This window comes from Streptomyces sp. NPDC014727 (assembly GCF_043083485.1).
Taxonomy (GTDB): domain Bacteria; phylum Actinomycetota; class Actinomycetes; order Streptomycetales; family Streptomycetaceae; genus Streptomyces.
The window spans coordinates 115,804-139,675 of the sequence record NZ_JBIBYR010000015.1 but is presented as its reverse complement, the minus strand read 5'-3'; the positions used below and the strand labels follow the sequence as shown (position 1 = coordinate 139,675).

Here is a 23,872-nt window from a genome sequence, read left to right as displayed (position 1 = left end):
AGTGAGTGACACCGAACCGAACAAGGGCCAGTGCCACCCAAGAGGAGAAACCCCCCATGAGCATCGTTGTCACCGGAGCCACCGGAGAGCTCGGCCGCCTCGTCGTCGACCAGCTGCTCACCACCGTGCCCGCGAACGAGGTCGCCGCCGTCGTCCGCGACGAGGAGAAGGCCGCCCCGCTCGCCGCCCGCGGCGTCGAGCTCCGCGTCGCCGACTACGACCGTCCGGAGTCCCTCAAGGACGTCTTCCGGGCCGGTGACCGCGTCCTGCTCATCTCCGGCAGCGAGGTCGGCAGGCGTGTGCCGCAGCACACCGCCGTCATCGACGCGGCCAAGGCGGCGGGCGTCGCCCAGCTCGCGTACACCGGCGTACTGGGCGGCCCCGACGCCGACTTCCAGCTGGCCGCCGAGCACAAGGTCACCGAGCAGCTGATCCTGGACTCCGGACTGCCGCACACCTTCCTCCGCAACGGCTGGTACACCGAGAACTACACCGCCAACCTCGCCCCCGTCCTGGCGCACGGCGCCGTCGTCGCCAACGCCGGCGACGGCCGGGTCGCCTCCGCCACCCGTGCCGACTACGCCGCCGCCGCGGCCGCAGTGCTGACCGGCGAGGGCCACCTGGGCGCGGTCTACGAACTGAGCGGCGATGTCGCCTGGTCGTTCGCGGAGTACGCCGCCGAGATCGCGCGGGCCACCGGCAAGGAGATCGTGCACCAGAACGTGCCGGCCGCCGTGCACCAGGAGATCCTGGTCGGCGCCGGTCTGCCCGAGGGCTTCGCGGCGATCCTGGTCGACGTGGACGCGGCGATCGAGCGCGGGCTGCTCGCCGGGACGAGCGGCGACCTGGCCCGGTTGATCGGCCGCCCGACGACGCCGCTGGCCGAGACGGTGGCAGCCGCGGTGGCCTCGGCGTAACCGCCTGATCCACTCCCTGTCGCGCACCAGGCCGTAACTCCGCCCGACCGCCGCTCCCCTTCCCCCACACCTCAGGGACCCCATGTCACGACCGTATGGCGATACGGCTATGACATGGGGCCCCTTCGGCGATACCGTCGTGCAGTCGGCGGAGCAGTTGACACAGACATGCCGGGAGGGTCCGTGAAGGGGACAAATGAACAGCGGGCCGGACTGCTGTCCGGCATCGGCGCCTACGGCCTGTGGGGTCTCGTCCCCCTGTTCTGGCCGCTGCTGAAGCCCGCCGGCGCGATCGAGATCCTCGCCCACCGCATGGTCTGGTCCCTCGCGGTCGTGGGCATCGCGCTGCTCGTACTGCGCCGCTGGTCATGGATCGGTGAGCTGATACGTCAGCCGAGGAAGCTCGGCCTGATAGCGGTCGCCGCGGCTGTGATCACGGTCAACTGGGGCCTCTACATCTGGTCCGTGAACAACGGCCATGTCGTCGAGGCCTCGCTCGGCTACTTCATCAATCCGCTGGTCACCATCGCCATGGGTGTCCTGCTCCTCGGTGAACGGCTGCGCCCCGCGCAGTGGGTGGCGGTCGGCACCGGCGTCGCGGCGGTGCTCGTGCTGGCCATCGGTTACGGACAGCCGCCGTGGATCTCGCTGATCCTGGCGTTCTCCTTCGCGACGTACGGCCTGGTGAAGAAGAAGGTCAACATGGGCGGCCTGGAGTCGCTCACCGCCGAGACCGCCGTGCTGTTCGTGCCGGCGCTCGGCTATCTGCTGTGGCTGGGCGCCCGGGGCGACTCGACGTTCGGCTCCGAGGGCCTCGGTCACGCGTCGCTGCTGGCCGCGACGGGGGTCGTCACGGCCACGCCGCTCGTCCTGTTCGGGGCGGCGGCGATCCGTGTGCCGCTCTCCACGCTGGGCCTGCTGCAGTATCTGGCACCGGTCTTCCAGTTCGTCCTCGGCATCCTGTACTTCCACGAGGAGATGCCGCCGGAGCGGTGGGCCGGGTTCGCCCTGGTGTGGCTGGCGCTCACCCTGCTGACCTGGGACGCGTTCCGGACGGTGCGGCGGACGAGGGCACAGGCGCTGGCTCTGGCCGCACAACCGGCGCCGTCGGCCGGGGACGCCGCTTCGTCCTCGCCTTCCACAACCCCAGCGCGATGACCAGCGCCCCCACCGCCACCATCACCACCGGGACGACGAGCGCCGCCCGGTAGGCCGCCAGAACGGCTCCGGGCGAGCCGTCCGTGCCCGCCGACGCGATCCCGTACACGGCCGTCACCGCCGAGATACCGACGGCCGAACCGAACTGCGTCGAGGTGTGCAGGAGCCCGCCCGCCAGGCCCTGCTCCCGGTCCGGTACGCCGTCGGTCGCCGCGATGGTCAGCGGACCGTAGGCCAGGGCGAAGGCGGTCCCGATGAGGATCAGCGTCGGGAACATCGCCGCGTACGACCAGTCCGCCCCGACCGGCAGGAACAGCGCGTACGAGAGGACGGCGAGGACGAAGCCGCCGAGGGCGACCCGGGCATTACCGAAGCGGTTCACCAGGCGTGGCGTGAGGGTCGGCGCGATGACCGCGTCGGCGCCCATCGCCACCAGGGCGAGTGCGGTCTGCAGCGAGGACCAGCCGCGCAGTTCCTGGAGGTAGAGCGTCACCACGAACTGGAAGCCGAAGAACGAGCCCACGAACAGCAGGGCGCCGAGGTCGGCGCGGATCATCGAGGCCCGGCGCAGCAGGGCGAGTTCGACCAGCGGCGCCGCGGAGCGCCGCTCGATCAGGACGAAGGCCGCGATCAGGAGCAGCCCCGCGGCGAACGCCCCCGCCGACCATCCCCAGCCCGCCGCCCCGTGCTCCAGGCGCACGATCCCGTACGCGAGCAGCAGCATCGCCCCGGCCGCCGCGGCGGCCCCCGCCAGGTCGAAGCCGCCGGTACGCGCCGGACGCGCCTCGGCCGGGAGGATCCGGAGCGCGGCGAGCAGGATGGCGCCGGCCAGCAGCACGGGCGCGAAGAACACCCATCGCCAGCCGAGCTGAGTGAGCAGCCCGCCGATGACGAGGCCGAGCGAGAAGCCGCCGGCGGCGGTGCCGGCGAAGACCAGCAGCGCCTTGTTGCGCTGCGGCCCCTCCTCGTAGGAGGTGGTGATGAGCGACATCGCGGCCGGGGTCATGAACGCGGCGGCCACCCCGGTGACGAAGCGGGCGACGAGCAGCATCCAGCCGTGCTCCGCGAAGCCGCCGAGGCCGGAGAAGAGCAGGAAGACGGTGAGCCAGACCAGGAACATCCGCCGTCTGCCCAGCAGGTCGGCGGCGCGTCCGCCGAGCAGGGTGAAACCGGCGTATCCGAGCACATAGGCGCTCATCACCCACGCCGCACTGCCGGTCGACAGACCGAGATCGGCCCTGATCGAGGGGACGGCCACGGCGAGCATGGCGACGTCGATGCCCTCCAGGAAGATCGTGCCGCACAGGACGAGGAGCAGGACACGGGCACGGGCGGTCATCACGGGCGGTCGGCTCCGGGCAGGCGATTCGGGCGCGGCAGACACAGCTGTCCCCTTCGGGTACGTGAATGGATCGGTTACTCGGAAGAAGGTCGGTTCCCTCTTGTAACCAATGGCATCGTGCGCCAGCATCGGTTGCCATGGAAGAAGGCACTTCGAAGTCACCGAGTCACCTCAAGGGCACCGGGAGTGCGGGCGAGCTGATCGGCGATCCCGATCCGTTCCAGTGGGACACCCGCGAGGGCTGCGAGGTGCGGCAGATCCTCGACCGCGTCGGCGACAAGTGGTCGCTGCTCGTCATCGCCCTGCTGGACCGGCGCAGGCTCCGCTTCACCCAGCTGCGCCGCGAGATCGACGGCATCAGCCAGCGGATGCTGACGGTCACCCTGCGCCAGCTGGAACGCGACGGACTGGTCGAGCGGACGGTCCACGCGGTGGTGCCGCCGCGTGTGGAGTACGAGCTGACGCCGCTCGGCGGCACGCTGCACGCCACGATCCGGGCGCTCGTCACCTGGACCGAGGAGCACCGGAACGAGATCGCGAGGGCACGCGCCACGTACGACGCCCGCGAGGCCACAGACACGCAATTTTAGCTACCGAGTTGCTTTTGTGACTCGGTTGCGTTTTCCTGGACCTCCACGGAACCACGACCGAGGAGCCCTCCATGCCCGCATCCGCCCCGGCGCCCATCACCCAGGTACTGATCGTCGGCTCGGGCCCGACCGGCCTGACCCTGGCCTGCGAGCTGGCCCGGCGCTCGATCGACGTGCGGATCATCGACAAGTCCCCGGACTTTCCGCGCAGTTCGAGGGCCAAGGGCCCCAACCCCCGCTCCCTGGAGGTCCTGGAGGACCTCGGCGTCGTGGACCGGGTGCTGGCGGCGGGCTCGACACCGCCGCTCATGCGCAAGTACCGGAACAGGCTGCCGATCGCCGACGCCGACCTGTTCGAGGCGTCCTCCCCGACACCCGACGCCCCGTACGACCGGCCGTGGATGATCGCCCAGTGGCAGCTGGAGGAGATCCTGCGGGATCGCCTGGCGGAGTACGGCGTACGCGTCGAACTCGCTTCCGAGGCGGGCGGGTTGACGGCCGGCCCCGAATCGGTGACGGTCGCGCTCACCGACGGCCGGAGCATCGGGGCGCGGTACGTGGTGGGCTGCGACGGCGGGCACAGCCCGGTACGCAAGCTGCTCGGCGTCGCCTTCGAGGGGACGACGACCGAGGAGCAGTCGATGGTCTGCGGGGACGTGGAGGCGGACGGCCTCGACCGCGGCTACTGGCACCAGTGGTTCGACGAGGACGGCGCCGTGCTGCTGTGCCCGATCCCGGGTACGGGGGCGGGCTGGTGGTTCCAGGCGAGTCCCGAGCGGGACGGGACGGGAGCCTGCGTGCCACCCTCGTTGGAGAGCTTCCAGCGGCTCTTCGCCAAGCACACCGGGCTGCCGGGCACCCGCCTGTCGCGGGCCGCCCTGCTGTCCACGTACCGGGTCAACGAGCGCCTGGCCGACCGCTACCGGGTGGGCCGCGTGCTGCTGGCCGGGGACGCCGCGCACGTGCACTCCGTCGCGGGCGGGCTGGGCATGAACACCGGGATCCAGGACGCGTACAACCTGGGCTGGAAGCTGGCCCGGGTCGTGACCGGCCGGGCGGATCCCGGGCTGCTGGACACGTACGAGGAGGAGCGGCTGCCCGTGGCCTCCTGGACGCTCGGCATCACCTCCGAGCGGCTGCGGGTCACGCTCGACGCGATTCAGCGGCCGGGCGGCGGCCTGGACTCGGCGGTCACCGGCGAGACCATGGGGCTGAGCCTCGGCTACCGCTGGAGCTCGCTCTCCCTCACGGGCTCCACCACCCGCCTGCGAGCGGGCGACCGCGCCCCGGACGCCCCCTGTCTCGACGCCGGAACGGGCGCACCCGCCCGTCTCTTCGAGGCGTTCGCCGGCCCGCACTTCACCCTGCTGGGCTTCGGTCCGGGCACTGCGGAGGCCCTACGGGCGGCGGAAGCGGCGTACGGCGACGAGGTGCGGGCCTACGCGGTGGGCGGCGGCCCCGCCGGGGCGGACGGGGACGGCCCGGCCCGGCTGACCGACGAAGCGGGCCACGCCCGGACGGCGTACGGCATCGAGCCCGGTACCGACACGCTCGTCCTGATCCGCCCGGACAATCACGTGGGCCTGATCGCGCCGGCGAGGGACCACCGGGCCGTCGGGGCCTATCTGGACCGCCTGGACCATCTGGACCACGTGAGCGGTACGGCATTCAGGCGGCTCTGAGCGCGTCGCGCCGGGTACGCTCCGAAATCATCACATTTTTATATTTTCCTGACACCTTATGAACCGACTCATGCTGATGTCCGGAAGCTCCCGCATGCTCCTGCGCACCGCCGTCGCGGCCCTGTCCACGCTGTCGTTCCTCGTCTTCGGAACCTCGCCCACCGCCCACGGGGACACCGGCACGGACCGGGTCCTCCCGTCCGGCCCCGATTCCCCGCACCGCGTCCACGCCATCGAGGCGTACGCCCGGCAGCACACCCTCGGCCCTTGGGTCACCGCCTCGTGACCGCCCCCCTGCGGGCGGCGCGATCGCGGCCCTCAGCCGTTCGGGGCGTGCCGGGCGCGGTGGGCCCGGACCTTGTGGAGGTTTCCGCAATGCTCCATCGCGCACCAGCGCCGCCGACCCGGCCGTGAGGTGTCGACGAAGAGCAACTTGCAGTTGTCGGAGCCGCATTCGCGGAAGCGGTCGGCATGAGGGCCGGTGAACAGCTTGACCGCGTCACGGGCGACGGTCGACAGAAGGGCCGTTCCGGTGGCGGCCGGGGCCCACGCGAGGCCGCCGGAGCCGGCGTCGATGCGAGGAACGAGCGGGGGCTCGGCCGCCACGGCGTTCACCGTAGCGAGGTCGGCCGACGGGAGCGGGCGGCCGTGCGCGCGGGCGGCGGTCAGACTCCAGAGGGCGCCGCGCAACTCGTGCGCGCGGCGCAGCTCCGCCGTACTCACCGAGAGGGACAGGCCGTCCGGCAGCCGGCTCTCGCCCGCCCATCGCACCAGGTCGGCGGGGGTGTGCAGCACCTCGTACGCCGCGTACCGGGTACGCACCACCTCGTCCGCCGCGTCCGGCGCATACCCGCCGGTGGGCAGCAACTCCAGGCACAGAGCGCCGGGATCGAAGCGATACGGGCGGCCTTCCCGGGTACGGAGGATCAGTCCCGGCGTGCCCATTGCCGACTCGGTCATGTAACCACTATAAACGGTTTCCATGACTCTGCACTGGAAGATCGTCATCGACGCGTCCGACCCGCACGCCCAGGCCGCCTTCTGGGCCGAGGCTCTCGGCTACCTGGTCGAGGACAACAGCACACTGATCGAGCGAGTGCTCGGCCTCGGGGCAGCGCCGGAAGAGGCAACCGTCCTGGTCGACGGCCGCCGGGCCTGGCGCGACCTCGTGGCGGTGCGGCACCCGGACGATCCGTACGAGGAGGAGAGCGGAACGGGCCTCGGGCGGCGGCTGCTGTTCCAGCGCGTACCGGAGGCCAAGACCGTGAAGAACCGCCTCCACCTGGATGTGCACGCGGGCCCGGGGCGGCGCGAGGCCGAGGTGAAACGGCTGGAGGCACTGGGCGCGACGGTGCTCCACGAGGTCGAGCAGCCCGGGGGCACATGGACGGTTCTCGCCGATCCCGAGGGCAACGAGTTCTGTGTGCAATAGCGTCGGTTCAGTCCTCCACCACGTTCTGGGGATACCAGCGCAGCTCCACGGTGTTGCCGTCCGGGTCCCGGACGTACACCGACTGCGCCTCACCCCGGGCGCCGGAACGGCTGACCGGGCCCTCCAGCACGGTGAAGGTGCCGGAGTCGATGACCTGCTGCCAGTCCAGCGGTTCGACGACCAGGCAGATGTGATCGACGTTCGACTCGGAGCGCGGACGGCCCAGCAAATCGATGATCATGCTCGGGCTGACCCGCACCGACGGGAACGGGAACTCACCGGCCCGCCACTCGTCGACCCTGATCGGCTCCAGGCCGAGCGGGCCGCAGTAGAACTCCAGGGAGCGCTCGACATCCCGCACATTGAGCACCAGGTGATCGAAGTCCTTGACTCTCACTCGCACGGCACAACCTTTCAGCCATTCAGATTCGGGTTCACGTTCGGTTCTGGTTTTGGTTCTGGTTCGGTTCGGTTCGGTTCGGTTCGGTTCGGTTCAGGAAGCCTCAGGGGCCGGAGCCCCCGGAGGAACTGGAGGGCCCGGAGGCCATGGGACCTCCGCCAACAAGGGGACGATCTGCTCCTCCTCGTGATCCAGATGTGCGTTCAGCTCCCTGGACATCCTGTCCAGCTCCGCATGGAAGCGCTCGGAATCCTTGATGCCGATGTCCGCCAGCAGCGCCGCCAACTCGCCCTGGATGCGCGCGATCGTACGGTGTTCGTCGGTGAGCCGGGCGAAGGTGTCGGACAAGTGCGGGTGGTGGCGGGCGATCCCGGGGAACAGGTGCGCGTCCTCGCTGGTGTGATGGAACTGCAGCGCCTGGCAGAAGGCCAGACAGCGCTGCCGGATCTGGAGTCCCAGGCTCGGGGGCGGTGGTTCGCCGGGGCCCCGGTGGGCCGCGCGTGCACGGAAGTGCGCGTCGGCCTCCGCCTTCACCTGACGCAGCTGACCCCGCAGCCAGGTGTGGACCTCCATGACTTTGTCGGCAAGGGAGTTGACCTCGCGCGGGCCCTCCCAGCCGTCGGGCTCGGCGCGCTCCAGCACCACGACCGGCAGGAGCCGGGCCGTCCGGGCCTGGTAGTCGCCGTATCCGGGCGCCGCTCCCACGGCGTGCGCGAACAGTTCCTCACGCCGCGCTCCCTCGGCCGGGACCGCGAGGGCCTGGAAGGTCCGGGTGCCGAGCTCCACCCGTACCACGGGGTGGGCGAGCAGGTTGTGGTACCAGTCGGGGTGGGCCGGGGCACCGAGGTTGGAGCCGACGACCAGCAGTGAATCCCCGTGCCGGACGTAGCCGAGAGGGGTGGTGGCTTCCTTCCCCGACCTCGCGCCCGTGGTCGTCAGCAGGAGGAGGTCGCCGCCCTCGAAGGGGCCACCGACCTTTCCTCCGTTGGCGCGGAACTCCTCGATGACCGACTGATTGAAGGACGTGGGCATACGGGTCTGTTTCTCCCTGGTTCGCAGGTGCGGCCGGAGCCGGGGTGATCTGCGGGAACGGTGATCGTGGTGCGCGTCCGCGCGCCGGTCGCGGACGGCGCGGCGACACGGCGCGCGGCGGACGGCACGTGTGAGGGTGCGCGCAGCGCTGGAGGACATGACGGCCGACGACGACGTGCGGCAGCCGTACTGTCGCTGCGTCAGATGCAGGGTGCGGAGCTGGAACTCATCACGGACCCCTTGAATGAAGAGTGTTCGCCCGATCACCGGCCGGCCCACTGCTCTTTGGCCGGCGTCACGCGACACCGTTTTCATTACACGCAGTCGGCCGTCGCCTGTCAACGCGGACGTGTGCGCACCGGGCCGACCTTAGGCTTGATCCATGCCGATCCCACCCGCATACGCCCTCGTCGCCACGGACCTGGACGGCACCCTGCTGCGCCACGACGACACGGTGAGCCCGCGCACCCGTGCCGCGCTCGCCCTGGCCGCCCGAGCCGGGGCGCGGCACCTCGTGGTCACCGGACGGCCCGTACCCGGCATACGAGGACTGCTCGCCGGGCTGGGCTACCGGGGGCCCGTCGTCTGCGGGCAGGGCACCCAGCTGTACGACGCCGGGACCGGGCGCCTGGTGCACGCGATCACCCTCGACCGGGAGGCGGCCGACAGCGCGCTCGGCAAGATCGAGGCACAGGTGGGGCCCGTCTTCGCGGCCGTGGACCAGGACGGCGTCGAGGGCCGGACGCTGATCGAGCCGGGATATCTGATGCCCCACCCCACACTCCCCGCCCAACGGACACGCCATCGGCACGAGTTGTGGTCCGCCCCCGTCGTCAAGGTGCTCGTCCGGCACCCCGACCTGGGCGACGGCGCGCTGGCCGAGGCGGCCCGTACGGCGGTCGGCGATCTCGCCTCCGTCACGCTGTCCGGCCCCGGCACCGTCGAACTGCAGCCGTTCGGCGTCGACAAGGGCAGCGGGCTCGCCCTGGCAGCCGATTTCCTGGGCGTGGACGCGCGCGACGCGATCGCCTTCGGGGACATGCCCAACGATCTGCCGATGTTCCGCGCGGCCGGGTACGGCGTCGCGATGGCCGACGCCCATCCGGACCTCCGGGCCGCGGCGGACGAGGTGACGTCGTCGAACGAGACCGACGGGGTCGCCGAGGTGCTGGAGCGGGTCTTCCGCTGAGCGGCAGGCCTCGCTCGCCGGGCAACACGCCGATACGGGTCGATCCCCTGGACCGGGAGCAACGGCAGCCCGGCCGCTTCGACACCCGGGCCGAAGACCGTCAGGGCCGTGGTGTCGTCAGGTGCGCTGCCATGCCCGCATGCTCGCACGCCCGTCCGACAGTGCCATGCCGTCCGGCCGGATCTCATGGTTCCGGTGACGCCCCCAGCGCCCGCAGCACGTGATCGACCAGCGCCCTGATCGTCTCCTCGTCCTGCATCGGCTTGCGCAGCACATGGCGGTAGTACACCGGGCCGTACAGCATCTCCACCGCCAGCGGGAGGTCGGCGTCCGGCGGGATCCGTCCTTGCTCCTGGGCCCGCCGCAGCCGGTCGACCGCCTCCTCGAAGCGGGGGTCGATCAGCTTCGTCCGAACGGTTTCCGCCAGTGCGTCGTCGTGGTGGACCTCGGAAAGGATCCCGGCGTACGCGGGGCCGTAGGGCGGCGTGGAGAGCAGCTTCACCGCACCCATCACATTGGCCCGCAGGTCGGCGGCGATGTCGCCGGTGTCGACGAACGGCGTCGTGCCGACCAGCGCGTCGGTGAACGCCTCCAGCATCACCGCGCTCTTCGAAGGCCACCAGCGGTAGATCGTCTTCTTGCTGACGCCCGCCCTGGCAGCGATGGCCTCGATGGTGACGCGGCCGTACCCCTTCTCCGTGCACAGCGTGAGGGCGGCTTCCAGGGTCGCCCTTCGTGATCTCTCGCTGCGGCGCAGTGAACTCGGCGATGTGATCATTCGGTGAGCATAGGTGTGTTTGAGCCAATCCTTGTTGACAGTCCGTCGCCAGAAGTCGAACAATGCTGAGGCGGAAACGGAACGTGCCGTGTCGCATCGTTCCCGCTGTTCGCACCGTTCGTGCCGTTCGTGCCGCGACGAGCCGATCGGGGGACGGCTCGCCCGGCCGACGGCGCGAGGGCGATGCCGTCGGGTGTCAGGCGGTGATGTCCTTCGCCGTGAAGCGGGCCCAGGCCGCCGAGCCGAACACCACCGCGTACAAGCCCTGAAGTCCCAGGTTCTTGACCACCTCGTCCCAGGGGACGGGCTCGCGCAGCAGGTCCGCGTACGACATCCAGTAGTGCGGGAAGAGATACGGGTGGATGCCGCTCAACTGCGGGATCGTGTCCACGATCTGCACGGTGATCAGCATTCCGACGGTGGCGGCCATCGCCGCGATGCCGCTGCCGGTGAGGGTCGAGACGAACAGCCCGAGCGCCGCGAATCCGATCAGTGACGCCGCGACCACCACCGCGATCAGGCCGGCCCGCAGCAGCCCTTCACCGAAGCCGATCCGGGTCCCGGAGATGGTGGTGACCTCGCCGACGGGGAAGAGCAGCGACCCCACGGCGAGCGCCGAGAGGGCCACGACCAGGGTCGCGACCAGGCAGAACGCGAGGACGGAGGCGTACTTCGTCAGCAGCAGCCGGGTCCGACCGGCCGGGGCGACCAGCAGATAGCGCAGGGTTCCGGCGTTGGCCTCACCGGCGATCGAGTCGCCCGCCACGACCCCGACGGCCATCGGGAGGAAGACCGGGAGCGTCACCGCGAGGGCCGCGAAGACCAGGAAGAGGCCGTTGTTGGTGACCTGGGAGAGGAACGCGGGACCTCCCCCGCCACCGCCCGGTCCGGGTGTGGAGCCGTGGTCGGTCTCGACCTTCACCGCGATCCCGATGAGCACGGGAACGGCGGCCAGCACCCCGAGCAGCGCGAGGGTGCGCCAGCGGCGGAATGTGGTGGTCAGTTCGGAGCGAAGAATTCCGAAGGTCCACAGCGGGTTGCGCGTCCTGTCCGCCGCCACGGGTACGACTTCAGCCTGCGACATCGAATCCCTCTCCGGTGAGTGCGACGAAGGCATCCTCCAACGAGGCCCGTTCGATGCCGAAGGACCTCAGGCGTACGTCGGCGTGCACCAGCGCCGAGCTGAGGTCCGCGAGCTCGACCTCGCCCGGCGGGGCCTCGGCGCTCACCCGGTCGCCGTCGACCCTGACGCCGGTGAGGCCCCGTTCCTTGAGGACGCGGGCGGCATCGCCCGGGTCCGGGGTGGTGACGGCCAGCCGGCCGCGGGCGCCCGCCGCCAGATCCGCGACCGGCCCCTGGATGACCAGCCGGCCCCTGGCCATCACCGCGACATGGGTGCAGACCTGCTCGATCTCGTCGAGGAGGTGGGAGGAGAGGAAGACGGTGGTGCCCTCCGCCGCCAGTTCCCTCACCAGCGTGCGGATCTCACGCATGCCCTGCGGGTCCAGGCCGTTGGTCGGCTCGTCCAGGACGAGCAGGCGGCGCGGCTGGAGCAGGGCGGCGGCGAGACCGAGCCGCTGCTTCATGCCGAGCGAGTACGCCTTGGCCTTCTTGCCGGCCGCGGCTGCCAGCCCGACCCGGTCCAGGGCCTGGGCGACCCGGACCCGGCGGGTGCGCGGATCGGCCGTGGGATCGGCCGAGTCGTAACGCAGCAGATTGTCCCGGCCACTCAGGAAGCCATACAGCGCGGGCCCCTCGATCAACGCCCCCACCTGCGGAAGTACGGTGCGGGCCGCGTCCGGCATGGGCTGACCGAGTACCTGCGCGGTGCCGGACGTGGGGTCGATCAGGCCCATCAGCATCCGGATCGTGGTGGTCTTCCCGGAGCCGTTGGGCCCGAGGAACCCGAAGACGCTGCCGCCGGGAACGTCGAGGTCGAGGCCGTCCACGGCGAGCTGGCCGCCGCGGTACCGCTTGGTCAGGCCCCGCGTCTCGACAACGGCCCCGGCGGACTCGGTCACCGCCTTCGGCCCGATCGCGGTCCCAGGCTCTGTCATGCGTACTCCCCAAGGGTCGGGTGGGGCCGGGTCCGGCGGATCGGGGCCGGACAGCACGGCTCGGCGCGGACCGCCCCGCCGTACGGAGAGTACGGCGGGGCGGGTGAACAGCGGCGCGAAACGCGGTGCGCCCCTGTGTCAGGCGGCGTTGTTCGCCGCCTTGACCAGCGCGTCCGGCGTGACCGCGCCGACGTACACCTTGCCGTCGTCCGTCATCAGGGCGTTGACCAGGCGGGACTTGAAGACCGTGCCGGAGCCGAACTTGCCGCTGACCTTGTCGCCCAGCGCGTCCAGGAACTGCTGCGCCTCGGCCGGCACGTCGCCCGACGCCTTCGAGGGGAGACCGGTGCCGCCCGGGGTCCTGATCTCGGCGATCGCGTTCCAGCCCTCGCCGATGACCTTCGTGTCCTTGCCGCCCTCGGCCCCGGCGCCCAGTCCGCCGGCACCCGGTCCCTCCGCGCCCGGGAACATGCCCGGACCCTTGTCCCCGTCGGCCTTGTGCTGCGCCTTCGCGTCGTCGGCCTCGGTCACCTTGGTGCCCTTGGGCGGGGTGAACGTGAACGAGGAGGCGGCCGGCTTCCCGAAGTCGACCTTGGTGAACCCGGCGTCGACGACGGCCTTGCCACCGCTGCTCGCAAGCAGTGTGAACTTCAGCGGCACACCGTTCTTCGCGTCGACCGCGACCGTGACCGAGCCGATCGTGGAGCCGCTCTGCCGGGGCTTGACGACCAGCTTGTACGCGTCACGTCCGGCTATCCGCGCCGTGCCGTCGACCGTCACCGAGGTGGTGGGGCCCGCGGCCTTCAGGACCTGCTCGGCGAGTGCCTTCGGCGTGGTCGGCACGGACTCGGGAGCCGGGGCCGGGTGCCCGGCCTTCTTCCCGCTCCCGTCCTCCGTGGCGTGATACGCCTCGTTGGAGCTGCTGTCGTACGCCCAGACCTGATCGCCGTTGCGGATCAGGCTGTACTCCGCCGCGCTGTCCAGGATCGACACCCGCTGCTTGTCGGGGCCGTCGGCGGCCACCCGCAGGGTGTGCGTGCCGGACGCCAGCTCCGTCATCTTCTTCTGCGGGTCGGCGCCGGAATCACCCTTGCCGCCGCCCTGGGCGAAGGAGCCGGCCAGACCGCCGAGCGACGGAATGCCGAGGTCCGTGCTGATCTTCACCGTGCCGGAGAACTGCTGGGTGTCCGAAGCGGCGATCTTCTCGATGAGCTGCTGTGCGGTGATCTTCGGCAGATCGGGGTCACCGGTGCTCGCGAGCGCCGGGACGAGCCCGATCGTCGCGGCCGCCACCCCCGCCACCGCGACCGGGACGATGTAGCGCGCCGCCTTCCGGCGGCCGACGGCGGTGCCCCTGGTCCCGCCGTTCGTCTCAACGCTGTCGTTCGGTGCCATGTGTGCCCTACCTCCGTGGTCGGCGGCTTCCGTCCGGATGCACTCGTCCACTCCGCGCCGCCATTCTCACCCGATTTGCTCAGGAGTGGTTGTGCTCCATCTGACCAAACCGGCGATGCGAAAGCGTCACCCCCGGGGAGCAACTCCGCCTACCTCTTCGGTATGACACCCCCCGGGCGGGCCCGCCCCGTCCCGTAGGGGTATCGCACCCACGGGCTCTCAGCCCGCGCGGTGCACCACCGCGTCGCACACTTCCTCCAGCGCGGCCTTCGCGTAACAGTCGGGCAGCGGGGCCAGGGTCCTGCGTGCCTCCTGCGCGTACCGGACGGCGTCCCGCCGCGCCTCCTCCAGCGCCGGGTGGGCGCGCAGCCTGCGCAGCGCCTCGGCGTGCCGCGCGTCGTCGCTCAGGTCGCCGTCGAGCAGCTCGACGAGTTCCAGGTCGTCCGGCTTCCTGTCGGCCGCGGCGCGGGCCCGCAGATGGAGCACGGGGAGCGTCGGAATGCCTTCGCGCAGGTCGGTGCCGGGGGTCTTGCCGGATTCGTGGGAGTCGGAGGTGATGTCGAGTACGTCGTCGGCGAGCTGGAAGGCGACGCCGAGCCGCTCCCCGTACTGGGTGAGGATGTCGACGGCCGACTCCTGCGCACCGGCCGTCATCGCGCCGAACCGGCAGGCCACGGCGACCAGCGAGCCGGTCTTGCCGCGCATCACTTCGAGGTAGTGCTCGACCGGGTCGCGCCCGTCGCCCGGACCCGCGGTCTCCAGGATCTGACCGGTGACCAGCCGCTCGAACGCCTCCGCCTGGATGCGTACGGCCTCCGGACCGAGGTCGGCCAGTATGTGGGAGGCGCGGGCGAAGAGGAAGTCGCCGGTCAGGACGGCCACCGAGTTGCCCCAGCGGGTGTTGGCGCTGTCGACGCCGCGGCGTACGTCCGCCTCGTCCATCACGTCGTCGTGGTAGAGCGTCGCGAGGTGGGTCAGCTCGACGACGACGGCCGCGGGCACGACGCCCGGCGCGTCGGGGTCGCCGAACTGGGCCGCCAGCATGCCCAGCAGCGGCCGGAAACGCTTGCCCCCGGCGCGTACGAGATGCTGCGCGGCCTCCGTGATGAAGGGCACGCCGCTCTTGGTGGCCTCGAGCAGCCCCGACTCGACAGCAGCCAAACCGGCCTGGACATCGGCCTCAAGAGCGTGGTCCCGCACGCTCAGTCCGAACGGCCCGACGACGGTCACGAGGGGATCTCCTGTCTACTGACGATCACACGGAATGTCGATGTGTCGCTGTCATCACTCAAGTCAGCGTATCCGGTCCCCTTTGGATCAACGTGGGCGCCTTCCCGCCACCGCCGGTATGTTCGGGATCAGCTCATACGATCTGGAGTTCTCCCTTTGTCCCACACGGCCACCGACACCGAACCCACTCAGCTGCCCCCCAGCGACGACCATGCCTTTTTCGGCCAGCCACGAGGCCTGAGGACCCTGTCCGGCCTGGAGGTCTGGGAACGATTCTCGTTCCTCGGCATGCAGGCGATCCTGGTCCTCTACTTCGCCGACACCGTCGCCCGCGGCGGCATGGGGATGGAACCGGGCACCGCGGCCTCCGTCTCGGCCGCCTACGGCACCCTCGTCTACCTGGTCTCCGTGGCCGGCGGCTGGCTGGCCGACCGGATCCTCGGCTCGTACCGCGCCGTCCTGTACGGCGGAATTCTCATTGCCTGCGGGCATTACGCCATGGCGGTGCCCAGCGACGCCATGACATGGACCGGCCTCGGTCTGATCAGCGCCGGCACCGGTCTGCTCAAGCCCAATGTGGCGACCATGGTCGGCAAGCTCTACCGCACCGCCGACGAGCGTCGCGACGCCGGCTTCGCGCTCTATTACATGGGCATCAACATCGGCGCGTTCCTCGGCCCGCTCGTCACCGGCTGGCTCGGGGACCACGCGAGCTGGCACTGGGGCTTCTCCGCCGCCGCCTTCGGCATGACCCTCGGCCTGATCCAGTACGTACTGGGCCGGCGTCACCTGTCCGGCCGAAAGCACAGCGCCGAATTCGCGCTGGAACCGGCACCGATGCGCCGTGCCGTACGACTGATCGTGATCGGCGCCGTCGTGGTCGCCGCCGTCGCCACCGCGCTGGCCCTGGCGGGCTGGCTGACCATGGGCCGCTTCGTCGACCTGCTCACCCTGGTCTCGGTGATCGCACCGGTCGTGTACTTCGCGGTGATGTTCCGCAGTCCGCGGGTCACCGGCGAGGAACGCGGCAGGCTGCGCCCGTACGTGGTGCTGTTCCTGGCCTCCGTCGTCTTCAACTTCATCCTCTTCCAGGCGTACTCGACGATGATGCTGCTCGCGTCGGCCAACGCCCGTACCGAGATCCTCGGCTTCCACTTCCCGGCGAGCTGGTACGCCTCGGCGCTCGGCGCCTTCGAGGTCGCGCTCGCCCCGGTGGTCGCCGCCGTCTGGGCCCGGATGGGCCCGCGTCAGCCGCACGCCTCCAACAAGATCGCGATCGGGGTGATCCTCGGCGGACTGTCCTTCCTGCTGATGGTGCTGCCGACCTCCGGGCATTCCGGCGACACCTTCAAGATGGCCGCCTGGTGGATCGTCGGCTCGTACCTGCTGCTCGGCCTCGGCGACGTCCTGCTGGAGACCTCCGGCATGTCCGCGACCACCAAGCTCGCGCCCAAGGCGTTCGCCAGCCAGACGATGGCGCTCTGGTTCCTCTCGCTGGCCCTCGCCAACGGCATCCAGGCCCAAGTCGTGAAGCTGTACGGCGAGGTGTCCAACCCCGCCTACTTCGGTGTCAATGGCGCGATCGCGGTGGTGGCCGGTGTGGCTGTCATCACCGCCGCCCCCTGGCTCAAACGCACCATGCACCCCGTCCACTGAGGTACCGCCATGCACATCCGCACCACGTTTCCGTATGACACCACCCATGAGGACGTCTACATTCCGCTGCCGGACGGCACCCGGCTGTACGCCCGGATCTGGCGGCCCGTCACCGACGAACCCGTCCCCGCGCTCCTCGAATACCTGCCGTACCGGCTGAGCGACTGGACGGCGCCGCGCGACTGGCAGCGCCACCCCTGGTACGCGGGCCACGGCTACGCCTCCGTCCGGGTGGACGTACGCGGACACGGCAACAGCGAGGGCTTGCCGGGCGACGAGTACGACGCGACGGAACTCGCCGACGGGGTCGCCGTCATCCACTGGCTGGCCCAGCAGGAGTGGTGCTCCGGCCGGGTCGGCATGTTCGGCATCTCCTGGGGCGGCTTCAACTCGCTCCAGATCGCGGCACTGGCCCCCGAACCGCTGAAGGCGATCGTCACCGTCTGCTCGGCCGACGACCGCTACGACAACGACGTCCACTACATGGGCGGCTCGGTCCTCGGCGTCGACATGCATGCCTGGGCGGCCACCATGCTGGCCTTCGTCTCCCGGCCGCCGGACCCGGCGCAGGTCGGCGAGGGCTGGAAGGACATGTGGCTGAATCGGCTGGAGACGGTCGAACCGTTCATCCACACCTGGCTGGCGCACCAGACCCGTGACGACTACTGGAAGCACGGCAGTGTCTGCGAGGACTACTCCGCGATCCAGGCCCACGTCCTCGCGGTGGGCGGCTGGCACGACCCGTACCGCGACACGGTCCTGCGGCTCGTCGAGCATCTCGCCCCGGACAAGGTCCGCGGGCTGATCGGCCCCTGGTCGCACCAGTACCCCGACCGCGGTCTGCCGCCCGGTCCGGCGATCGGCTTCCTCCAGGAGACGCTGCGCTGGTGGGACCAGCACCTGAAGGACGAGGACACCGGCATCATGGCGGAGCCGCTGCTCCGGTCCTGGATCAGCGAGTCGCACCGCCCCGCCACGGTCTACGAGACACTGCCGGGACGCTGGGTCGGCGACACCGCCTGGCCGTCCCCGAACATCACGCCCGTCGTGTACGCCCTCCAGGGCGGTCCGCAGATCGTCGACTCGCCGCAGCAGACCGGTCTGGACGCCGGGCGCTTCTTCCCGTTCGGCAACGACGCCGACCTGCCACCCGACCAGCGCGACGAGGACGCCAAGTCGGTCTCGTTCGAGTTCCCGGTCGAGGACGCCCCGATCGAGATCCTGGGCCGCGCCCGGGTGAAGCTGCGCATCCGGATGGACGTGGCGCGCGGCCAGGCCATCGCCCGGCTCTGCGACGTCGCACCGGACGGCTCCTCCACCCTGGTCACCCGCGGGGCGCTCAACCTCTCCGCCCGGCACGGCCGCGACCGCGCGGACGACTGGCCGGTGGGTGCGACCGAGGACGTGACCTTCGAGCTCAACGGCATCGGACACACCTTCCCGCCCGGCCACCGGATCAGGCTCGCGATCTCGTCCTCGTACTGGCCGTGGATCTGGCCGCAGGCGGGCTCGGTCGGCTTCACCCTGGACGCCGACGGCAGCTCCCTCGAACTGCCGGTGCGCCGGCACACCGAGGACCCGGCGATCCGTTTCGAGGAACCGGAACAGTCGGAGCCGCTCGGCGTCGTCCACCCCGTGACGCTCGACGGACAGCGCCCCGAACGCCTGGTCGTCCGCGATGTCGCCAAGGGCGAATGGCGGCTGGAGGTCGACCCCCGCTACGGCGGCACCCGCGTCTATCCGGACGGCCTCGAATTCACCGAGGACGCCCTGGAGACCTACACGATCCAGGAGAACGACCCGCACTCCGCCCGTACTCGCTCCGACTGGACGATCCGGCTGCACCGGCCGGAGATGGCGTGGGACGTACGGATCGAGTCCCGGTCCGAGATCAGCGCGGACGACACCGACTTCATCACGTCCGACGAGGTGGTGTGCAGGGACGGCGGCGAGGTCGTCTTCCACCGGACCTGGGAGAAGCGGATCCCGCGCACGGCCGGATGAGCCACCGCCGTGCCCCCGCAGACCGGGGGCACGGCGGAACTTTCCGGGCATCAGGAGCAGTTGGGACACTCCCGCGGGGTGGCGACACCGACGTAACGTGTCCTCCAAGCGACCTGGAAAGCGAGGCAGCAACACATGCCCGAGCAGAGCAGCCCGCTCGATCTGGCCGAGGGCGACCCCTTCGGTCCGCACAACCTTCCCTACGGTGTGTTCTCCACCCCCGACCACCCCGGGGACCGCCGGGTCGGCGTCCGCATCGGCAACCACGTACTGGACGCCGGAGCCGCGGCGCACGCACTCGGCTCGCCCTACGCGCAGCTCCTCGCCCAGCCGGACCTGACCGCACTGCTGGCCGCGGGCCGCACCGCCTGGCGGGACGTCCGGCGGGCCCTGACCGCGTGGGTGACGGTCCCGGCACACCGCGCGGACATCGAACCGCTGCTGCACCCGGTCGAGTCCGTGACACTCCATCTGCCGTACGAGGTCGCGGACTACGTCGACTTCTACGCGAGCGAGCACCACGCCACCAACGTCGGAAAGATCTTCCGGCCGAACGGTGACGCGCTGACGCCCAACTGGAAGCACCTCCCGATCGGCTACCACGGCAGGTCCGGCACCGTCGTCGTCTCCGGTACGGACGTGGTGCGCCCCTCCGGACAGCGCAAGGCACCGTCCGACGCGGCCCCGGTCTTCGGCCCGTCCGTCAAGCTCGACATCGAGGCCGAGGTCGGCTTCGTCGTCGGAGTCGGCTCCGAGCAGGGCCGCCCGGTCCCGCTCGGCGACTTCCGCGAGCACGTCTTCGGGCTCTGCCTGCTCAACGACTGGTCGGCGCGGGACATCCAGGCCTGGGAGTACGTCCCGCTCGGCCCGTTCCTCGGCAAGTCCTTCGCCACGTCCGTATCGGCCTGGGTGACACCGCTCGAAGCCCTGGAGGCGGCCCGGATCGCGCCCCCGGCCCGCGACTTCCCGCTGCTCCCCTATCTGGAGGACGCGGGCGAGGAGGAGGCCGGCGGCTTCGACCTGCGGATCTCCGTCGCCATCAACGGACAGCCGGTCGCCGAGCCGCCGTTCGCCACCATGTACTGGACGGCGGCCCAGATGCTGGCCCAGATGACGGTCAACGGGGCGTCGCTGCGCACCGGTGATCTGTACGGCTCGGGCACGGTCAGCGGCTCCGAGCCCGGACAGCGCGGCTCCCTCCTGGAGCTGACCTGGAACGGCAGCGACCCGCTGGACCTCCAGGACGGCAAGCGGACGTTCCTGGAGGACGGCGACACGGTGACGATGACGGCCTGGGCGCCGGGCCCGGACGGCACCCGGGTCGGCCTCGGCGAGGTCACGGGACGGATCGTGCCCGCGTCGTGAACCCCGCTCCCCCGGAGCACACGCTCCCCGAGGAACTGCTCCTGCTCGCCCTGGACCCGCGGCGCGGCAAGCCGTACTGCCGAAACCGTTTCCTGGAGTACGGGGTGGCGGGCGCGGTCCTCGCGGAGCTGGAGCTTCACGGCCGGATCGCCGAACAGCTCGGCCGGGTACGGGTGATCAGCCCGCAGGCTCCCCAGGACCCGCTCCTCGCGCAGGTCCTGGGGAGCCTGCCGGCCCCGGAGGGGGGCGGGCTCGCGGGCGGCGTCAGCGCGAAGGCGTGGATCCGGCGGACCGGCCGATACGTCGAGGAGCTGTGCCTGGAGCATCTGGTGGGCCGCGCGCTTCTGCGCAGGGAGACCCACCGGCTCCTCGGTCTGCTCCCCTACCACCGCCACCCGGCGGCGGACCCGGCCCTGCCGGCCGCGGTCCGAGAACGCTTCGCGGCCGCCGAGGCGGCCGGCTTCCCGGACCGGCGCAGCCGCACCCTGGCCGCGCTGGTCTCGGCGACCGGCCTGTCGGGCGCCGTGGCACAGGGCGGCTGGAGAAGCCGTTCGACGATGCGCGATCTGGTACACGACGAGTGGACCGCCCATGCGGTGCTCCGGAACGTACGCCAGGACAAGGCGAACCAGGGCGGGGGCGGCACGGGAGGCGGCGGAGGCGGGGACGACTGACCCGGGCGGGGCCGGGGACAGTGAAGACCTGGTCAGGGGGCCGGACGCCCGACGGTCAGCAGTGCGCGGGTCGTTCACACGTTTGGGGGAGCCGCACCCCGTTCCCGGCGGATACGCTGGAATCTCCCGCGAGTCTCCGCGTCATGGGAGCACTGATGAGCATCGAACCCGAGGCCTCCGAGCCGCGGTGGGCGGTTCCGCCCGTGGGCGGCTGGACCGCCGATGACCTGGACACACTCCCGAATCTGCCTCCCCACACGGAGCTGATCGACGGGAGCCTTGTTTTCGTGAGTCCGCAGACCCTGTTCCATTCACGAGCGGTCAGCTTCTTCGAGTGGCAGTTGCAGTCGCTGCTGCCGCCCGACCTGGAGGTCGTGCGTGAGTTCACCATCGACATCGACCGCTACAACCGGCCCGAGCCCGATGTGATCGTCGTGGACGGAGAGATCATCCAGGACCCGAACCAGACCCGTTTCCCCGCCGGGTCAGTCCGGCTGGCGATCGAGGTCGTCTCGCCGGACTCCCTGTCCCGGGACCGCGAGACCAAGCCCGTGAAGTACGCCCGGGCACGGATCCCGCACTTCTGGCGGGTCGAGAATCACGACGGCCGGGCGGTGGTCTACGTCTTCGAGCTGGAACCGGCAACCGGCGCCTACACCTCCACCGGGATCTTCCATGACCGGATGAAGGTCTCCGTCCCCTTCCCGGTCGATCTGGATCTCACCGCCATCACCCCCCGCCGCCGGGCAGCGGACACCCATTAGCTCAGCCGCCGCCCGGCCCCGACACTCACTCGTACTCGGGCGGTTCCTCGTCCCAGCCCCACTCCGGATCGGCGTCGGGGACCATCACGGGTGCGGCCGGGCGTGGGGCGGGCGCCTGCGCAGCCGGGCGCGAGGCCGTGGGCGGCTCCACGATCGAGGTGGCCTCGCCGGCGGTCTCCGGCAGCTCGGCCGCCGACGCCGGGACCGGTGCGGCGGGGACCACCGCAGGACCCGGCTCCGGATCCGCCGTGCCCTCCCCGAACGACGCGAGCACCTCCAGCACCCCCTCCCCGTACGTCGCCAGTTTCTTCTCGCCCAGGCCGCTGATACCGCCCAGCGCGGACACCGAGTCCGGCAGGGCCGTGGCGATCTCGCGCAGCGTCGCGTCGTGGAAGATGACGTACGCCGGGACGCCCTGCTCCTTCGCCTGCGCGCCGCGCCAGGCCCGCAGTGCTTCGAAGACCGGGACCGCCTCGGGCGCCAGCTCGGCGGCGGCTGCCTGGGACTTCGCCTTGCGTTCGCCCTTCGTGGAGCGCGACGCGGGCTTCGGTGCCTCCTTGCGCAGCAGCACCTCGCGCTCCCGGCCGAGGACGGAGCCGCTCTCCTGCGTCAGCACCAGCGTGCCGTACTCGCCCTCGACCGCGATCAGCCCCTGGGCGAGCAACTGCCGTACCACTCCGCGCCATTCGGCCTCGGACAGCTCCTCGCCGATGCCGAAGACCGAGAGCTGGTCGTGGTCGAACTGGATGACCTTCGCCGTCTTGCGGCCGAGCAGGATGTCGATGATCTGGCCCGCACCGAACTTCTGCCCCCGCTCCCGCTTCAGCCGGACCACGGTCGACAGCAGCTTCTGCGCGACCACCGTGCCGTCCCAGGACTCGGGCGGGGTGAGGCAGGTGTCGCAGTTGCCGCAGGCCGCCGCGCCGGGCTCCTGGCCGAAGTACGTCAGGAGCTGGGCGCGGCGGCACCGGACCGTCTCGCACAGGGCCAGCATCGAGTCGAGGTGGGAGGCGGCTCGGCGGCGGAACGCCTCGTCGCCCTCGCCGCCCTGGATGAGCTTGCGCTGCTGGACGACGTCCTGGAGTCCGTACGCCATCCAGGCCGTGGACGGCAGCCCGTCACGCCCGGCACGGCCGGTCTCCTGGTAGTAGCCCTCCACCGACTTCGGCAGGTCCAGATGGGCGACGAAGCGTACGTCCGGCTTGTCGATGCCCATGCCGAACGCGATGGTCGCGACGACGACCAGGCCCTCTTCGCGCAGGAAGCGGGACTGGTGGGCGGCGCGCGTGGCCGCGTCCAGACCGGCGTGGTACGGGACGGCGTCGATGCCGTTGCGACAGAGGTACTCGGCGGTCTTCTCCGTCGAGTTGCGCGACAGGCAGTAGACGATGCCCGCGTCCCCGGAGTGCTCCTCCTTGAGGAAGGAGAGCAGCTGCTTCTTCGGATCGGCCTTCGGCACGATCCGGTACTGGATGTTGGGCCGGTCGAAGCTGGCGACGAAGTGCTTCGCGTCCGGCATGCCCAGACGCTGGGTGATCTCCTGGTGCGTGGCGTTGGTCGCGGTGGCCGTCAGGGCGATGCGCGGTACGTCGGGCCAGCGCTCGCCGAGGACGGACAGCGCCAGATAGTCGGGCCGGAAGTCGTGGCCCCACTGGGCCACACAGTGCGCCTCGTCGATGGCGAAGACGGAGATCTCGCCGCGGGAGAGCAGGCCGAGGGTGGAGTCCAGGCGGAGCCGCTCAGGGGCCAGGTAGAGCAGGTCGAGCTCACCGGCGACGAACTGGGCCTCCATCGAGCGGCGCTCGTCGAAGTCCTGCGTGGAGTTGATGAAGCCGGCCCGCACACCGAGCGCCCGCAACGCGTCCACCTGGTCCTGCATGAGGGCGATCAGGGGCGAGATGACAATCCCCGTACCGCCTCTGACCAGGGACGGGATCTGGTAGCAGAGGGACTTTCCGCCGCCGGTCGGCATGAGCACGACGGCGTCACCGCCCGCGATCACATGGTCGACGATCGCTTCCTGCTCGCCCCGGAATGCCTCGTACCCGAACACCCGGTGCAGCGTCCGCCGCGCGTCGCTCTCGGTCACGTCCATGGTCCCGCCCGTCACGCTCATCGCTCTGTCCCCCCGAGTTCCCGGGTCCGTCCCGTTCCGTCCTGCCACCGTCCCCTGCCACGATAGGCGCCGCCTACGACAACGCCGGACG

Annotated in this window: 21 protein-coding genes and 1 pseudogene; 12 read left to right on the top strand and 10 right to left on the bottom strand. The window is 70.8% G+C overall.

What is annotated here, in order from left to right; translation table 11 throughout:
• The first annotated feature begins 56 nt into the window (after positions 1-56).
• A complete protein-coding gene (locus ACF1B9_RS23645; protein WP_391738747.1) occupies positions 57-917 on the top strand; it encodes an SDR family oxidoreductase in 861 nt (286 codons plus the stop codon).
• Between the two features lie 183 nt (positions 918-1,100).
• Positions 1,101-2,075 (top strand): EamA family transporter RarD, encoded by a 975-nt coding sequence (rarD, locus tag ACF1B9_RS23640; protein WP_391738745.1) that lies wholly within the window; start codon positions 1,101-1,103, stop codon positions 2,073-2,075.
• On the opposite strand, the pseudogene ACF1B9_RS23635 reads toward rarD, so the two are convergent.
• Positions 1,960-3,414, bottom strand: a pseudogene (locus ACF1B9_RS23635) (MFS transporter); the annotation flags it as partial. The gene rarD and the pseudogene ACF1B9_RS23635 sit on opposite strands and share 116 nt — an antisense overlap.
• 140 nt (positions 3,415-3,554) lie before the next feature.
• Between ACF1B9_RS23635 and ACF1B9_RS23630 the strand changes: the two are divergent.
• The 3 genes from ACF1B9_RS23630 (at position 3,555) to ACF1B9_RS23620 (ending at position 5,975) form a co-directional block, all read left to right on the top strand.
• Positions 3,555-4,007, top strand: a complete 453-nt coding sequence (locus tag ACF1B9_RS23630) for a winged helix-turn-helix transcriptional regulator (protein WP_391738743.1) — start codon at positions 3,555-3,557, stop codon at positions 4,005-4,007.
• A 71-nt stretch (positions 4,008-4,078) separates the two neighbouring features.
• Positions 4,079-5,689 (top strand): FAD-dependent monooxygenase, encoded by a 1,611-nt coding sequence (locus ACF1B9_RS23625; protein ID WP_391738741.1) that lies wholly within the window; start codon positions 4,079-4,081, stop codon positions 5,687-5,689.
• A gap of 70 nt (positions 5,690-5,759) precedes the next feature.
• Positions 5,760-5,975, top strand: a complete 216-nt coding sequence (locus ACF1B9_RS23620; protein ID WP_391738739.1) for a hypothetical protein — start codon at positions 5,760-5,762, stop codon at positions 5,973-5,975.
• A gap of 32 nt (positions 5,976-6,007) precedes the next feature.
• Here the strand turns inward: ACF1B9_RS23620 and ACF1B9_RS23615 are convergent, their stop codons facing one another.
• Positions 6,008-6,649, bottom strand: coding sequence for a CGNR zinc finger domain-containing protein (locus tag ACF1B9_RS23615; RefSeq protein ID WP_391738737.1), 642 nt, complete (start codon positions 6,647-6,649; stop codon positions 6,008-6,010).
• A gap of 22 nt (positions 6,650-6,671) precedes the next feature.
• Here ACF1B9_RS23615 and ACF1B9_RS23610 point away from each other — a divergent pair, with 22 nt between their 5' ends.
• Positions 6,672-7,121, top strand: coding sequence for a VOC family protein (locus ACF1B9_RS23610; RefSeq protein ID WP_376210927.1), 450 nt, complete (start codon positions 6,672-6,674; stop codon positions 7,119-7,121).
• A 7-nt stretch (positions 7,122-7,128) separates the two neighbouring features.
• Here ACF1B9_RS23610 and ACF1B9_RS23605 read toward each other — a convergent pair whose 3' ends face one another.
• Both ACF1B9_RS23605 and ACF1B9_RS23600 read right to left on the bottom strand, forming a co-directional pair.
• On the bottom strand, positions 7,129-7,518 hold the full coding sequence (locus ACF1B9_RS23605; protein ID WP_391739312.1) for a VOC family protein: 390 nt from the start codon (positions 7,516-7,518) through the stop codon (positions 7,129-7,131).
• Positions 7,519-7,614: 96 nt separating this feature from the next.
• The gene (locus ACF1B9_RS23600) at positions 7,615-8,553 is read right to left on the bottom strand and encodes a nitroreductase/quinone reductase family protein (protein ID WP_391738734.1); all 939 of its coding nucleotides are present in this window, start codon (positions 8,551-8,553) and stop codon (positions 7,615-7,617) included.
• 382 nt (positions 8,554-8,935) lie between these two features.
• On the opposite strand from ACF1B9_RS23600, the gene ACF1B9_RS23595 reads away from it, so the two are divergent.
• Positions 8,936-9,742 (top strand): HAD family hydrolase, encoded by an 807-nt coding sequence (locus ACF1B9_RS23595; protein ID WP_391738732.1) that lies wholly within the window; start codon positions 8,936-8,938, stop codon positions 9,740-9,742.
• A gap of 184 nt (positions 9,743-9,926) precedes the next feature.
• Here ACF1B9_RS23595 and ACF1B9_RS23590 read toward each other — a convergent pair whose 3' ends face one another.
• The 5 genes from ACF1B9_RS23590 to ACF1B9_RS23570 all read right to left on the bottom strand — a co-directional run bounded on the left by ACF1B9_RS23590 (position 9,927) and on the right by ACF1B9_RS23570 (position 15,202).
• The gene (locus ACF1B9_RS23590) at positions 9,927-10,520 is read right to left on the bottom strand and encodes a TetR/AcrR family transcriptional regulator (protein WP_391738730.1); all 594 of its coding nucleotides are present in this window, start codon (positions 10,518-10,520) and stop codon (positions 9,927-9,929) included.
• A 196-nt stretch (positions 10,521-10,716) separates the two neighbouring features.
• The gene (locus ACF1B9_RS23585) at positions 10,717-11,604 is read right to left on the bottom strand and encodes an ABC transporter permease (RefSeq protein ID WP_391738729.1); all 888 of its coding nucleotides are present in this window, start codon (positions 11,602-11,604) and stop codon (positions 10,717-10,719) included.
• The gene (locus tag ACF1B9_RS23580; protein WP_391738728.1) at positions 11,591-12,577 is read right to left on the bottom strand and encodes an ABC transporter ATP-binding protein; all 987 of its coding nucleotides are present in this window, start codon (positions 12,575-12,577) and stop codon (positions 11,591-11,593) included. Before ACF1B9_RS23580 ends, ACF1B9_RS23585 begins: the two co-directional genes overlap by 14 nt.
• A gap of 138 nt (positions 12,578-12,715) precedes the next feature.
• Positions 12,716-13,972, bottom strand: coding sequence for an outer membrane lipoprotein carrier protein LolA (locus ACF1B9_RS23575; protein WP_391738726.1), 1,257 nt, complete (start codon positions 13,970-13,972; stop codon positions 12,716-12,718).
• A gap of 219 nt (positions 13,973-14,191) precedes the next feature.
• Entirely contained in the window at positions 14,192-15,202 is a 1,011-nt protein-coding gene (locus ACF1B9_RS23570) for a polyprenyl synthetase family protein (RefSeq protein WP_391738724.1), read from the bottom strand.
• A gap of 156 nt (positions 15,203-15,358) precedes the next feature.
• Between ACF1B9_RS23570 and ACF1B9_RS23565 the strand changes: the two genes are divergently transcribed.
• The 5 genes from ACF1B9_RS23565 (at position 15,359) to ACF1B9_RS23545 (ending at position 21,665) form a co-directional block, all read left to right on the top strand.
• Complete coding sequence (locus tag ACF1B9_RS23565) at positions 15,359-16,858, top strand: peptide MFS transporter (protein WP_391738722.1); 1,500 nt, start codon at positions 15,359-15,361, stop codon at positions 16,856-16,858.
• Between the two features lie 9 nt (positions 16,859-16,867).
• A complete protein-coding gene (locus ACF1B9_RS23560) occupies positions 16,868-18,862 on the top strand; it encodes a CocE/NonD family hydrolase (protein WP_391738720.1) in 1,995 nt (664 codons plus the stop codon).
• A gap of 135 nt (positions 18,863-18,997) precedes the next feature.
• Positions 18,998-20,227: a fumarylacetoacetase gene (fahA, locus tag ACF1B9_RS23555; protein ID WP_391738718.1), complete on the top strand. Its 1,230-nt coding sequence runs from the start codon at positions 18,998-19,000 to the stop codon at positions 20,225-20,227.
• Positions 20,224-20,901 (top strand): GPP34 family phosphoprotein, encoded by a 678-nt coding sequence (locus tag ACF1B9_RS23550; protein ID WP_391738716.1) that lies wholly within the window; start codon positions 20,224-20,226, stop codon positions 20,899-20,901. The genes fahA and ACF1B9_RS23550 overlap by 4 nt, the downstream gene beginning before the upstream one ends.
• 155 nt (positions 20,902-21,056) lie before the next feature.
• On the top strand, positions 21,057-21,665 hold the full coding sequence (locus tag ACF1B9_RS23545; protein ID WP_391738714.1) for a Uma2 family endonuclease: 609 nt from the start codon (positions 21,057-21,059) through the stop codon (positions 21,663-21,665).
• 25 nt (positions 21,666-21,690) lie between these two features.
• Here ACF1B9_RS23545 and recQ read toward each other — a convergent pair whose 3' ends face one another.
• Positions 21,691-23,781, bottom strand: coding sequence for a DNA helicase RecQ (gene recQ, locus ACF1B9_RS23540; protein ID WP_391738712.1), 2,091 nt, complete (start codon positions 23,779-23,781; stop codon positions 21,691-21,693).
• Positions 23,782-23,872: the final 91 nt, after the last annotated feature.

Bases quoted from the DNA above. Each gene is read 5' to 3' on its own strand.
- ACF1B9_RS23620 (WP_391738739.1), top strand. From the start codon at position 5,760: ATGCTGATGTCCGGAAGCTCCCGCATGCTCCTGCGCACCGCCGTCGCG.
- ACF1B9_RS23610 (WP_376210927.1), top strand. From the start codon at position 6,672: ATGACTCTGCACTGGAAGATCGTCATCGACGCGTCCGACCCGCACGCC.
- fahA (WP_391738718.1), top strand. From the start codon at position 18,998: ATGCCCGAGCAGAGCAGCCCGCTCGATCTGGCCGAGGGCGACCCCTTC.
- ACF1B9_RS23580 (WP_391738728.1), bottom strand. From the start codon at position 12,577: ATGACAGAGCCTGGGACCGCGATCGGGCCGAAGGCGGTGACCGAGTCC.
- ACF1B9_RS23560 (WP_391738720.1), top strand. From the start codon at position 16,868: ATGCACATCCGCACCACGTTTCCGTATGACACCACCCATGAGGACGTC.
- ACF1B9_RS23590 (WP_391738730.1), bottom strand. From the start codon at position 10,520: ATGATCACATCGCCGAGTTCACTGCGCCGCAGCGAGAGATCACGAAGG.
- ACF1B9_RS23575 (WP_391738726.1), bottom strand. From the start codon at position 13,972: ATGGCACCGAACGACAGCGTTGAGACGAACGGCGGGACCAGGGGCACC.
- ACF1B9_RS23645 (WP_391738747.1), top strand. From the start codon at position 57: ATGAGCATCGTTGTCACCGGAGCCACCGGAGAGCTCGGCCGCCTCGTC.
- ACF1B9_RS23615 (WP_391738737.1), bottom strand. From the start codon at position 6,649: ATGACCGAGTCGGCAATGGGCACGCCGGGACTGATCCTCCGTACCCGG.
- ACF1B9_RS23595 (WP_391738732.1), top strand. From the start codon at position 8,936: ATGCCGATCCCACCCGCATACGCCCTCGTCGCCACGGACCTGGACGGC.
- ACF1B9_RS23625 (WP_391738741.1), top strand. From the start codon at position 4,079: ATGCCCGCATCCGCCCCGGCGCCCATCACCCAGGTACTGATCGTCGGC.
- recQ (WP_391738712.1), bottom strand. From the start codon at position 23,781: ATGAGCGTGACGGGCGGGACCATGGACGTGACCGAGAGCGACGCGCGG.
- ACF1B9_RS23585 (WP_391738729.1), bottom strand. From the start codon at position 11,604: ATGTCGCAGGCTGAAGTCGTACCCGTGGCGGCGGACAGGACGCGCAAC.
- ACF1B9_RS23600 (WP_391738734.1), bottom strand. From the start codon at position 8,553: ATGCCCACGTCCTTCAATCAGTCGGTCATCGAGGAGTTCCGCGCCAAC.
- ACF1B9_RS23545 (WP_391738714.1), top strand. From the start codon at position 21,057: ATGAGCATCGAACCCGAGGCCTCCGAGCCGCGGTGGGCGGTTCCGCCC.
- ACF1B9_RS23630 (WP_391738743.1), top strand. From the start codon at position 3,555: ATGGAAGAAGGCACTTCGAAGTCACCGAGTCACCTCAAGGGCACCGGG.